The sequence below is a fragment of the Streptomyces yamdrokensis genome (assembly GCF_053890455.1).
Genome location: NZ_JBSSMB010000004.1, coordinates 116493 through 128655 on the forward strand (window position 1 = coordinate 116493; position 12163 = coordinate 128655).

At 68.9% G+C, this 12163-nt stretch carries 13 protein-coding genes; 11 read left to right on the forward strand and 2 right to left on the reverse strand.

Features of this window, described 5'->3' with window-relative positions; genetic code table 11:
* The first annotated feature begins 40 nt into the window (after positions 1 to 40).
* Positions 41 to 1621, forward strand: coding sequence for a class I SAM-dependent methyltransferase (locus ACWZEH_RS35705; RefSeq protein WP_456200383.1), 1581 nt, complete (start codon positions 41 to 43; stop codon positions 1619 to 1621).
* A 3-nt stretch (positions 1622 to 1624) separates the two neighbouring features.
* Positions 1625 to 3001, forward strand: coding sequence for an extracellular solute-binding protein (locus ACWZEH_RS35710; protein WP_456200384.1), 1377 nt, complete (start codon positions 1625 to 1627; stop codon positions 2999 to 3001).
* Here ACWZEH_RS35710 and ACWZEH_RS35715 read toward each other — a convergent pair.
* Positions 2975 to 3400: an SCO4225 family membrane protein gene (locus ACWZEH_RS35715; RefSeq protein WP_456200386.1), complete on the reverse strand. Its 426-nt coding sequence runs from the start codon at positions 3398 to 3400 to the stop codon at positions 2975 to 2977. The genes ACWZEH_RS35710 and ACWZEH_RS35715 overlap by 27 nt on opposite strands.
* Before the next feature lie 131 nt (positions 3401 to 3531).
* Between ACWZEH_RS35715 and ACWZEH_RS35720 the strand changes: the two genes are divergently transcribed.
* A complete protein-coding gene (locus ACWZEH_RS35720) occupies positions 3532 to 4254 on the forward strand; it encodes a transposase family protein (protein WP_456200387.1) in 723 nt (240 codons plus the stop codon).
* Positions 4255 to 4330: 76 nt separating this feature from the next.
* On the opposite strand, the gene ACWZEH_RS35725 is transcribed toward ACWZEH_RS35720, so the two are convergent.
* A complete protein-coding gene (locus tag ACWZEH_RS35725; protein WP_456200389.1) occupies positions 4331 to 4693 on the reverse strand; it encodes a hypothetical protein in 363 nt (120 codons plus the stop codon).
* Between the two features lie 69 nt (positions 4694 to 4762).
* Between ACWZEH_RS35725 and tap the strand changes: the two genes are divergently transcribed.
* The 8 genes from tap to ACWZEH_RS35765 all read left to right on the forward strand — a co-directional run bounded on the left by tap (position 4763) and on the right by ACWZEH_RS35765 (position 12100).
* Positions 4763 to 7009, forward strand: coding sequence for a telomere-associated protein Tap (gene tap, locus ACWZEH_RS35730; protein WP_456200391.1), 2247 nt, complete (start codon positions 4763 to 4765; stop codon positions 7007 to 7009).
* A 12-nt stretch (positions 7010 to 7021) separates the two neighbouring features.
* Positions 7022 to 7579, forward strand: coding sequence for a telomere-protecting terminal protein Tpg (tpg, locus tag ACWZEH_RS35735; RefSeq protein ID WP_456200393.1), 558 nt, complete (start codon positions 7022 to 7024; stop codon positions 7577 to 7579).
* Positions 7580 to 7626: 47 nt separating this feature from the next.
* A complete protein-coding gene (locus ACWZEH_RS35740) occupies positions 7627 to 7872 on the forward strand; it encodes a hypothetical protein (protein ID WP_456200395.1) in 246 nt (81 codons plus the stop codon).
* Between the two features lie 1366 nt (positions 7873 to 9238).
* Positions 9239 to 9691, forward strand: coding sequence for a MarR family transcriptional regulator (locus ACWZEH_RS35745; RefSeq protein ID WP_456200397.1), 453 nt, complete (start codon positions 9239 to 9241; stop codon positions 9689 to 9691).
* On the forward strand, positions 9688 to 9999 hold the full coding sequence (locus ACWZEH_RS35750; RefSeq protein ID WP_257854020.1) for a replication initiation protein, RepL2: 312 nt from the start codon (positions 9688 to 9690) through the stop codon (positions 9997 to 9999). Before ACWZEH_RS35745 ends, ACWZEH_RS35750 begins: the two co-directional genes overlap by 4 nt.
* 635 nt (positions 10000 to 10634) lie before the next feature.
* Positions 10635 to 10787 carry a hypothetical protein gene (locus ACWZEH_RS35755; RefSeq protein ID WP_456200554.1) on the forward strand — a complete coding sequence of 51 codons (153 nt, stop codon included), beginning with the start codon at positions 10635 to 10637 and terminating at the stop codon, positions 10785 to 10787.
* A gap of 195 nt (positions 10788 to 10982) precedes the next feature.
* Entirely contained in the window at positions 10983 to 11483 is a 501-nt protein-coding gene (locus ACWZEH_RS35760) for a hypothetical protein (protein WP_456200399.1), read from the forward strand.
* Positions 11480 to 12100, forward strand: coding sequence for a hypothetical protein (locus tag ACWZEH_RS35765; RefSeq protein WP_456200401.1), 621 nt, complete (start codon positions 11480 to 11482; stop codon positions 12098 to 12100). The genes ACWZEH_RS35760 and ACWZEH_RS35765 overlap by 4 nt, the downstream gene beginning before the upstream one ends.
* Positions 12101 to 12163 lie beyond the last annotated feature (63 nt).

The window sequence follows — 12163 nt, forward strand, 5'->3', positions numbered from 1 at the left end:
AGCGATCGTGGGGGCAGACCTGCCGAAGAGAGGATTCGCCATGGCTCCGAACGCCGAGCCGGCCACCGCCGCCGGACCGCTGACCGCCTTCCGTGAAGCAGACTCCGAAGCGCTGGCCGAGGCGTTCAGCCGCCTGATCGGCACGTTCTGGACCGACGGAGTGCTGAACGATCCCGCCTCGGCACGGGAAGCCGTCCCCGATCTGCTGGTTGCCTGGGACGACGCCGACGCCGTGCACCGCGGCTACCTGGCGATCGCCCTCGGCCTGCTCGTCGAGGCCGAGTACCCGGTGCTCGGCGGCCCGGTCGCCTCCGCCGTGCGCCAGGGCTTGGACTCCTTCCTCGACGAGGTCCGCGGCACCACCGCCGTCACACCGCTCACCCTGGCGCTGCTGTACCTGCTCTCGCACTTCCCGGACGAGCGCGCCCGCGTCCGGTCCGCATTCAGCGGTGTGCCGCTGGACCCCGACGACCGGACCCGACTGGACCGCGGGCTGACCCGGCTGGACCACCTCGACCCCGACCTGGGCCGGGCCTGGCCCTCCCCGTTCGACTGGGACATCGACGAGCAGGAGCGGGACTTCGACCGGGCCTGGATCAGGACCCTGACACCGGAGCAGATCACCGCGACCTGGAACGACGACACCCGCACGCTGTGGGCCACGGCCGGCGCCAAGGCCCTGTGGTCGGTGGCCAACAAAATGCCCACTCCGGTCGTCGACCGGAACCCGTACTGGTCGGCCCGGCACGAGCCGGCAGGCACCGCCGACAGCGCCACGTTCGCCCGGCACGAATCCGCGTTGCGCTGCACCTCCTGCCGGAGCGCCCTGTCCTTCCAGGACAGGGGCGCACGCTGTCAGGGCTGCGCCACCTTCTACCCCGTCGCCCTCGGTGGCATCCTTGACCTGTCCCGCCGGGAGCGCTCCGGCGCCGGCGTGAGCGACGCCGCCGAGGACATCGAGGCCGACGTGCTCCAGAACGCCGCCGTAATGAGCACTGTCGGCCAGCACTACGAGGTTGGGCTGCGCCCGGCCTTCCTGCGTGTTATGGGCCAGAACTGGGACGGCGGCATCACGCCTGCGATCGAGGACGCCTACATAGCCGACCGGCTGCGCGCGGCCGCCGCCCGCACCGATGCCCCCGTCCTGGACCTCGCGGCCGGCGCCGGCCGCTGGACCTGGGTGGTCGCCGACGCCGTCGGCGCCGACCGGGTCATCGCCCTGGACCTCAACGACGCCATGCTCCACTGGCTGCGCGGCCGACTGCCACACGTGGCCGCGGTCCGGGCCAGCGCCCTTGAGCTGCCCATCGCCGACAGCAGCCTGACCGCCGTCAACTGCTGGAACGCCCTGCAGGCGATGCCGGACGCGGCCCAGGTGATCGCCGAGATCGGCCGCTGCCTGAAGCCAGGCGGCATCTTGACCCTGATGACCTTCCGCTGGGCCGACGACCCGGTGTACCGCTACTTCCAACGCTCGCACATCTTCCCCGCCCGGCCCGAGGGCTACCTGCTGTTCGAGCCGCAGGAGATCCGGTCCTGGCTGGCCGCCGCCGGGTTGGGCGTGGTCGAGGAATCCGGGCCGGGGACGTTCGTGTTCCTCACCGCGAAGCGGGAGGGCTGAGGCGTGGGAGACGACGGCCGGATCGTCGTCGAAATACTTCTCGCCGACCACCCCTTCGAGGGCTTCCTGGACCCCGTGCGCCGGCGGGCCGCGGAGTTCGGCGCAGCGCACCCCGACTACGAGGTCCGCATCTCGACGTACCGGTACTGGACCGAGACCGGCCGCGAGGACTTCATCCGGATCCTGGACCAGGGCCGCGTCCCGGCGCTCGTCGACGTCTTCTTCACCGAGACCCAGCACGCCCGCGACGCGGTCGCCGCGACCGGTGGGCCGCTGTTCACCCCGGTGCAGCGAGCGGTAGGTGGACGCCGGGAGATTCTCGGTGAGCCGGTGGTCATCGACGACTTCGTCGACAGCGCGCGCCGCTACTACAGCTACGACGGTGAACTGGTGTCGATGCCGTTCAGCGTTTCCACGGGCCTGCTGTACGCGAACATGACGATGCTGCGGGCGGCCGGAATCACCGAGGTGCCGCAGGACTGGGACGGCTTGGAGGCCGCTTGCCGGGCCGTCGTGCAGACGGCCGGCGGCCCTTCACATGCCATCGCGTGGGCCGTCGACGGCTGGTTCTTCCAGGGTGCCGTGTGCCAGCAGGGCGGCCTGCTGGCCGACCACGCCAACGGCCGGTCGGGCCGGGCCCAGAAGGTGAACCTGGCCTCCGAGGAACTTTTGGCCTGGGCCACGTGGTGGCAGCGGCTGCACAAAGACGGCCTGTACCTCCACACCGGCGCGGCCCAGGACTGGGCGGGGACGTCCGAGGCCTTCATCGAGGGCCGGGTGGCGTTCCTCTGCAACTCCTCCGTGATGGCCCAGTCCGTGGTGTCGACCGGGGCGCGGGCGGGGATCGAGGTCGTAGCCGACGGCCTGCCGCGCAATGGCGCCGTGCCGTACTCCGGCGACGTCCTGGGCGGCGACTCCCTGTTTCTGGCCGCCGGGCTGCCGCCGGAGGTGGAGGACGGCGCGCTGGCATTCCTGCAGTACCTGCTCAATCCGGAGGGCGCCGCCGCCTGGCACAAGTCCAGCGGCTTCATCCCGGTGACCCACGGCTCGCACCGCCTACTGGAAGCAGAAGGCTGGTTCGCCGACAAACCGCACCATCTGGAGGCGCCGAAGCAACTCGACGCCTCCGACGGAACGCCGGCCGCGACCGGCGCGCTGGTCGGCGAACTCGCGAACATGCACGCCGACCTGGTCCAGGCGATGAGGGACGTACTGGAACAGGGCGCCGACCCCGCGAGGCGCTTCGCGCAGGCGACGGACGCGGCGCAACAACGGCTGGACGACTACAACAGACGGACCGCCGAACGGCACACGGCGCACTGGCCCGAAGCCGCCGAACCGCCACCCCGCACGTCAGATCGCGGTCCCGGCACGACCTGAGACACAACCCGGGACGCGACCCGGGACGCGACCCGGGACAAGAGCGAACCGTCCGCTCCGCCGACGCCGGACCGTCCGCGGCCCTCGCGGGCCGCAGACCACATGCCACTCCTGCGGGTCGGCGGCGCCCAACACCGGCGCGCCGCCGACCCGTCCGAGTGCCAGCGCCCGGACGGCGGCCCCGACGGCTACTCCGGCGAACGGCAGTACGCCGGGAAGAGCCGAGAACAGCAACGAGGTCGGGGCGGTGACGAGGAACAGCCAGACTCCGGCGAAACCGCCGTCCGGCTGCTCGAGTCCCTGATGTCCTTGATGGCGTTCACCCACTCGGCGTTGGCGGAGTTTTCGACCTCGCGCTCCTGGCCCGGCCGATTCAGCGGAATTGGTGGATCTGGGCACTTTCTGCTTTCCTGACCGCCTGCCGGACAGCCCGCTTCATGAAAGCGCGAGGTCAACTCGTGGCCGAGTCGGGCCCGTCGTGGCATGAACGGCACCAGGCCAGGCCTGCGTGCAGGCCGCGGAAACGGGCCGTGGGCGCCGGCGCGAAGCACCGGCTGGTCTTCGTCGACCGGCTCCTGGCTACCCTCGTGCATCTCCGGCACGGGGCCACGCACGACGTGCTGGCCTGCTGGTTCGACGTGGACCGCTCCACCATCACCCACGCCATCGGCGAGGTACGACCGCTGCTCGCCGAGCGAGGGTGCACTGTGAGTCCTAGCCTTCGGCTGCGGGCCCTGGCCGAGGTCGTCGACCATCCCGGTGCCAGCGGGAAGACCGGGATCGTCGACGGCACCGGGATCCGGGTCCGGCGGTCCGCCGTCGGACGCAGGGACCGGGACAAGTTCATCTCCGGCAAGAGCAAGCAGAACGCAGTCAGGACCATGGTGTTCACCGACGCGGACGGTCGGATGCTGTTCTGCAGCCCGACCAGGCCCGGAGGCTGCGCGGACATCACCGCCGATGCCGGCCACCAGGGCTTGGGCGCACAGACGGGCGGACGGATGGTGACACCACCGCATCCCGAGTTCAAGAAGAACGCCCCGGCCTGGTACGGGGAGATGTACGAGCGGCAGCGCAAGGCGCGTTCCTCACGGCGTATCCGGGTCGAGCACGGCATCGCCCATCTGAAGAACTGGCGTGCTCCGACCCGCCCCCTCGGTCGCCGTGAGCACATGAGTCACACCGTCCAGGCCGTCGCCGGACTGCTGTCCCGTCAGCAGACCGCGGACCTGACGTCGGCACGGCAGACGTGAACATCCAGCCCCGCCGCCATCCTCGACGCCTCATCGCCAACCATGCACGAGTTCGTCAGGAAAAGACCCAGAACACTCACCCGGAGAGCTCGGCCCGCCACGGCCGCGGCCACTCCCCCGACGGCGGCGGATCTCCCGCGATGCCGAGGTCACGTCGCGCGTTCTCGTAGAAGGCATCGCGCGCCGCACTCACCAGCTGATGCGTCCTGGTCCACATCTCGGCGTCGAGCGGCCCCTCCCGTACGAGCAGCTCGATGGTCCAGATCGTCTCGTGCCAGCGCCGCGCCGCCGCGCCGCCGCGATCAGCGGTCAGACTTCGGTGACACGAACAGCTCAGTGGTCGAACTTCGTTGACATTCGGCGAAGGTCCAATGGCACAGGACACCTGCTCAGCAGGGGCACGGCTCAGCATCTTCACACCACCGAACGCGATTCGCACGCAATTCGTACGGCAATCGCACGCAATACGTACGGTTAATGGGCTAGGATGTCGGTCAGGAGGTGCTCCATGTCCGAGTTGTTCGACGCGGTCGACGCGCTGGTCGCGTCCCGTTCCCCGCTGCCGTCAGCACAGGAGCGCAAGCGGCTGCGCGTCGCGCACGGTCTGACGCTGGACGAAGTCGCCGCCGCGCTGAAGGTACGCCGGGCCACGGTGTCCGGCTGGGAGTCGTCCAAGAAGCCGACTGAGCCGCGAGGCCCGGAACGCGAGGCATACGCACGGCTGCTGGAGAAACTCGCGGAGCTCTACCCCGTACCCCCGGCACCAAAGGAGCCGGCCACCCCGGTGTCGGCCACGTCCACCGGCACACCCGCCCCGGCGGAAGCGCAGACTCCGGCCGCGTGCCCGGCGCCCGAAGCCGCGGCCACGACTGCACACGAGAACACCCGGAACACTCCCGCTCCCACCGCCCCTGTCGAGAAGGCTGCGCCGCACTCGACGAGCAGCGGCGAGAGCACGTCGACGTCGCGCCGCCCGGGCACGCGGAAGGCTGCTCCACCCGGCTTCCCGGCGGGCGGCACCGACCCGCGCTTCGAGAACGGGCCACTCGCGGTCGTCGACGTCGACGCCGATGGGCGGGTGCTGGCGTACTGCACCGGCGGCCTGGTCCTGGACGTGCCCGCCAAGTCGGTCCCGGCACTGGTGGACTGGACGCTCAAGGAGGCGAAGCTCGGGCAGCCGAGGCTGTCCGGTCCGGGCAAGGACGCCGACCCGCTGCTCGTGCTCACCGAGGCCGCGCTGGAGCGCTACGGCCTGCCGGCCGTCCTCACCGATGAGGAGCGGCTCGCCGGGCGGATTCCGGAGGGTCACAAGGTCATCAAGCAGCTGGCGCGCGCGGAGTGGAAGCTGACGAAGCGCGGGTTCGGCCCGTGGGCCCGCATCTACCGCCCCGCCACAGGTTCGGAGCGGGCCTGCGCGCAGTTGTGCATCCCCTCGTGGAACGCGCTCGACTCCCGCCACTGGGGCCACGCCGCCCAACTCCCGCCGGCGGACCTCGCCAGGGTCCTGGGTGTGTACGCGTCCCGGGTGATGACGCCGCGCGGTTCCACTGCCGTCACCGGCCTGGAACTGATGACTGCGCTGCACCCGCCGACCCGTGCGTCCGAGCCCGACGCCGACGGCAAACGGCACTCCGAGCTCAACCCCGGCTCGCTGGGCAAGGACCCGGTGGACTGCGCGCCCTGTGAGGCCCCGGACGGGCACCCGCTGCTCAAGGACCTGCCGCGGTTCCATGTGCGCGGCCCGGCGGAGAAGCTGTTCGAGGAGGCGTACGACTGGGCTCGGCCCATGACCGACGCCGAATGCATGCGTCGCAACCTGGTCGGCATCGACGTGAACATGGCCTTCGCCGCCGGCGCCAACGGCCTGGTCGTCGGACTCGGAGCGCCCACGCACGTCAAGGCGCCGGTGTTCGACCCGAAACTGCCCGGCTCCTGGCTGGTGGACCTGTCCCACGTCGACCTGTCCCGTGTGAAGGTCGGCAAGGACAAGTGGGCGGACCTGGACGCCTCCCTGCTGCCCAGCCCGTTCACGCCGAAGGGCGAGCGTCCCGAGGGCCCCGCCTGGTACGCGACGCCCACCGTCGCCTATGCGGTGGAGCTGGGCTACGAGGTGCGCCCGATCGAAGCGTGGGTCCGCTATGACAACGGCCGCTACCTGGACGGCTGGTACAACCGACTGCGCGACGCCTACCTCGCCACGATGGCCGACCTCGGCGTGGACGTGGACCTGCCGCCGGCCGGCTTCCTGACGGTCATGGACGGCTACAAGGAGCGCGACCCGGAGCTCGCGATCGTCGTCTCGGCGGTCAAGGCGACGGTCAAGGGCGGCCTGGGCAAGCTGCGCGAGCGTCCCCGGGGCGAGGGCTGGCGGCCGGGCGAGCCGTGGCGGGCGCTGTCCCGCCCGACGTGGCGGCCGGACATCCGCGCGGCGGTCATCTCCCGCACACGGATCAACCTGCACCGCAAGATCGTCAAGCACGCGGCCTTCACCGGCCAGTACCCGGTCGCGATCCTGTCCGACTGCGTCGTGTACGCGGCCGACGGCACCAGCCCGCTGGACTTCCTGCCCTACCGGGAGGGCAAGCCACTGCCGGGCGGCTTCAAGGTCGGCATCAACCCGGGCCTGGTCAAACACGAGGGCACTCAGAGTGTCCTGTGGGGTGAAGAGGTCCGCGAGCGGTTCGACGCGCCGGAGCTCAACCTCGCCCGGTACATCAAGGACGGCACCGTCACCGACGTCGACAACGGAGAGTAGGAGTAGGCCACGATGAGCCTGTTCGGGGACGGCCTGGAGGCCGCGGTGCACAAGGCGTTCACCCGCCCGGCACCCAAGAGCGCCGGCGCGCAGATGCGGTACCTGGTCAAGCAGCTCAAGGGCACCAAGGCGGTCGCACAGATGCTGCGGGTCTCCCAGCGCACCGTCGAACGGTACGTGAAGGACCAGATCAAGAAGCCCCGCGCAGACCTTGCCGCTCGCCTGGAGCGCGAGGTGAAAAGACGGTGGCAGCCGCAGATCAGGGCGAGGGCCAAGGAGAAGGCGGCGACGACGGGCGGTATCGTCATCGACACCCGCGCCAGGCTCGGCTACACCGCGCCGATCGGTTCGACGGACCAGGACCGCATCCGGCACCTGACCGTCGCCCTGCCGCCGCAGTACGCCGCCCGCCTCTTCGAAGCCCAGCAGGCCGGCGCCAGCGACCAGCAGCTCAGGGAAATCGCCGCCGAAGGGCTCAAGGAGGTGTACTTCCAGGACAGCGGCCGCCGCGCCGGGAGCCTGGAGGAGATCCGCTTCACAGATATCGAGCACCTTGAGTTCGACCTGTAGGTCCTGAACAGCAGTAGGGGCTCGAACCGCCTTCTCGGTTCAGGCCCTTGCTCCTCGGTTACCCGGGCTGGGAGACGTACTGCGACGCGGGATTCGGCATCAGCCGCGCCCAGGTATATCGGCTGCTGGACCGTCGCCCGCGCGCCCCGGACGCGATTCACGGCACTGTCGCCGCCGGCACCGAGCCCTCTCGCACGCGAGACACCGGCCCGGCCGCCGTGGCCGCGCTCGACTACGGCCTGTCCCAGCGCGCTCTCATCGTCGTCTCCGGCGGTACGGGTGACGTCGAGTAACTGAATCCCGCCGGCTCGCCACGCTCGCCCACAGAGACCTTCAGGCCTTTGATGAGCCTACGTGTGCGCGGCGGACCACCAGGCAGTCCGTGATGTCCGCGCCACTTTGCCCGCACGGCCGGATGATCCGGTGGTGCATCTCGCGCTCGCCGCACCGTCGACAACTTTGTCGCAGGTAGGCACGCGATCGGCGGGCTGACTCTCGAGGTCGCTCCGGCCCACCTCAGGCCACCGAGGCCCTCGCACGGCTTCGCTGCCCGTCGCTACGCCTTGTTCGGGGACCACAGCCCCCTGTACGGCACCGTCCTGTGACTGCCGCTGCCCGACTGTTGCTGTGAGGCACATACCCCGTCCTTCCAGGTGGGCGGGGCGCGCTGTGAGGGCGTCAGGTATGGGATGAGGGCCTGTGACGGCCTGGCGCTGCTCCCGGTCCGGCTGCTCATGGCGGTGGGCAACGAATTGCCACTCGGCAGCTTCCGGTAGGGGGCGGCGTTGTCGTGGTGGTGCGGCTCGTGGTGCTGGTGGTCGTCGGGTGGTGCCATGGGTACAGCGCGGCATTTGCATGGGCGGGGCACAGCACGGCTGTTGAATGGCTCGGAGGATTGCAGTGTGGCTGCGCAGGCGAAATGCCGCTCTCCGCGCCTACGGGTCGGTACATCCTCGGCCCTGGGGGGCCTGCGGTGCACCGATGGGGCCTGCGGGTGCCCGGGCGACCGCGACTTGTCGGGGGTGTCAACGGGCTGAGTGGCTGAGGCGGGCAGGGGCTGATGGAGGCATACGTGGCGGGTGATTCGTCGACTGCGGCTGCATCCTGGCGTGCTTTCGTCGGCTGAGGACGGGGTAGGGGGCACGGTTTTTTGTCGACGGGCCGAAGGGGGGCGCGGATGTCGACGCATGGCGGGGAGGTACTGCGCGCTGACTCGCGCGACTGCCTTCGGGAGCTTGGTGTGTGGGTGGGGCCGTCGCAGCTCACAACCTGTCCTGCTGTATAAGAGGGCGCGATGAAAAAAAGTGCTCTGACCTGCAAAAACACCCTTCCGCATCGGGTTCTGACGATCTGGCAGCCGGTTCTGAGCATCGTGCACCCGGTTTCCAGGAGCAGGGCAGGCAGTTCTGGCAACCGTTGTACCCATGTTTCAGGAACCGTGACCACGGCTGCAGGATCTGACCAGATTGACGTCAGGTACATCAGCAGGTGCCGCTTCCACGTGGGGGCGGGCTTCAGCCGCGGGCCATCTCTGGTGGAGCGACACGCTCCGGAAGCGGAGTTCATGAACTCAACGCTCATGTACGTTAGGTTCATCTAGTCGGCCCTGAAGGCCGCCGCTCATTGACGCTGACGCAATGCCCGATTTTGGAGGGCTTCTTGGGAGCAGTACGCAGGCTGGTCGATGCCGACACCGGCGAGGCACTCCCATATGCGCCCTACGCCTTCTCGGGCGACCACATCCAGGTGGACAAGGCCAGAGTCGAAGCGATCACCGAGAGTAAGGAATTCACCCCGAGCCAGAAGTACATGGTTCTGTGGTGGATCGGTGTTTCTCCCCAGGGCATGGCGCCACTGAGGGCGACCGGCGCGGACATCGCCAAGAAGGTCGGGATGACCGCCGATGCCGTAGGCAAGATCAACCGGAAGCTGCTCAAGCGGCGGATCCTGATCGAGCGCGGGCGCATCGGCAACTACAGGCTCTATCGGATCAGCCCGTACATTGCCTTTCACGGGACCGGTATCGAGCAACGGGAAGCGATCAAGACATGCAACCCGCCGGACATCCCCGGCTTCAACAATACGACCCTTTCGCCGTGGGAGGCCCAGTGAACAACGACGACAAGCGCAAGCTTCTGGACGTCCTCCACCGCACGGCTGGCATGACCGCGAACCAGCGCCTGGTCATCATGCTCTACGCGATGCACCCCACCGACCGTGCCGGCGCCGTCGTCGAGACCGGAGCCAAGCTCGCCGAGCTCGTCGGCATGTCCCCGACGGTGTTCTCCCGCACCCGGCGCCAGGTCGTAGAGGCCGGATGGCTCGAGGAATCCGAGAGGCTCGCTCACATCAGTTACTACCGGCTCAGTGCGAAGTGCACCGGTGAGGACGTCGTCGTCCCCTTGCGTCGTGCGACCTGAACGGCTCTGAGAAGCACAACTCATGTACGTGAGGTCAATGAGTACCGCCCCTGAGGACGGTACTCATTGACCTCACGTACATGAGGGTCCGGCGCCTCCGGACATGGACGAGCGAGCAGACGCCCCCAGTCAGCACCCGTTGACCTGCCCGGCCAGGGCCGGGATCTCCGCTCTTGCTTTACCCGCAGCGAGTCCAGGCATCGAGGAGGGGTGACTGCACGCTGCACGTCGACAGGTGAGAGTGAAGCGGGCTATTCGAACGTTTCCTCCCATAGGCGACGGGCAGAAAGGAGGCGGGGGCGGCCGATCTCCAAGTCGCCGGTATGGCAGGACCCTTGGGCCCCTGGCAGGCCGACAGAAGAGAACACAGGCGATTCTTGTCCCTCAGAGCGGACGTGAGTGCTTCGCAAGCGTGACGGGACGGTGTAGATGCGTTCGACGCTGGCGGGGTCCGGAGGCATGTACTCGGCGTCGCGTTCCTCGAACAAACCCCCTGCGCGCTGCCGCTGTGCCAGAGTGCCTCGGGGAGTCGTCGCAGTTGCCGAACGAACCGTGGGGGTGCGGTGGGGGTACGCAGACTGCTGTCGTTTTCGGACGCGTTGTCGCTGCTGGGCAGTGACCCGCCAGCCGTCGCGGTGCTGGATCGGGCGCTCGGTGGGGCGCTGATTTTCGCAACAGGCGGGGCCGGCGACGGGCTTGTGCAAATTGCGGATGACGATGCCGGTACTGTACGACGCCACCGACAATGCTCTGCGCCGGGACGGCGACGGCCCCCTGGAGGAAGCTGAGCTGTACGAGGAACTGCTTTCCTCCTTTGCTCGTCGCGAGATCGACAAGACCGGCCCCTCCCCCGCCGCCCTGACTGACGACGAGGCACGGGCCGAACGAGAACTCCGACGGCTCTCCCGGTCGCGTTCGCCCTGCACAACCGCCGCCGCCAGTAGGTCTCGGCCGCTGAACTCGATGAGGATCTCCCGGCGCTGTTGGGCCGGACCTCAGCCGAGCCTTCCGGGTTCCGCACCCCGCTCGGCGCCGCCGAAGCCGCACTCGCCCGCTTCTTCTTCGTCCAGCGCGCCCAGTCCGTACGGGACGGGCGCGTGCTGGCTATGTATGAGTTCTTGCACGCCACGTTCGGTGAGTACCTGGTCGTACGCCTCGCCCTGCACGTCCTCACGAGCCTCGTGACACACCGCCCTTCCCTGTCCGTGGCCGACAACAGTGTCGATGACGATCTCGCGTACACACTGCTCTCGTACGCACCGCTGTCCTCACGGCGGATGTTGCGGTTCGCGGGATCAATGGTGGACCGGATTCCCTCTGCCGAGCGCAACAGGCTGGCGTGCCTCCTCATCGGTGTACTGGAGCAGCACGGCCAGCGCACGCACGAGCCGCATCGCGCCTACCGGCCCACCCCTCCCCCACCTCCCCCGGACTGCGGATCACGGCCCGCCACGGCATCTGTGGCGCCAACTTGGTCCTGGTGATCCTGCTCCTCAAGGGCCGCATCACAACGAGCGAGCTGTTCCCGTTCTGGAACGACCATGCCAGCGCCTGGCACCGCCATGCGTTGCTGTGGCGCTCCTCGTTCGACGAGGAACAGTGGTCCGACTTCGCCCTGTCCCTTTCATCGCGGCGTACCCGGACCGAGCAGGGCAGGGAACTGGAGATCACCCTGCGGGCCGGCGTCCTGACACCGCCGGACCCGGTGGACATGAACTGGCTGTACCGCTGTCCCCAGGGCAACGACGGACCGGATTGGTCCCGTCCGTACTGGGACGTCCTCCGGCATGAACTGGACCTGTCGGGTGGCACGAACGATGCCGTCGTACGGCATGCCATGGACCCGGTCTTCACATGGCTAGGGCCGGCCGTCACCACGTTCCTCGCCTCACCCGGCGAGCGAGCCACCTCCCTGGCGCACGATCTGCTGGAACTGCTGATCAACGCAGCGGAGCTGCCGTCCAGCGAAGAGGCGGCCGTGCGCGCCCGGGTGCTGAGGGGTCTTGAGAATGTTCCGCCCGAGGTACAAGTGCGGATACGGCGACTGCTCACCGAGCATCCGGACCCGTCCGCGGGGTACGGCTCCTCGAGCGCCTCCTGAAGGGTGGTTGAGCGCGATCCTGACCACGCATTCCCCAGTGGGACCGTCTGCTTGACCCAGCCG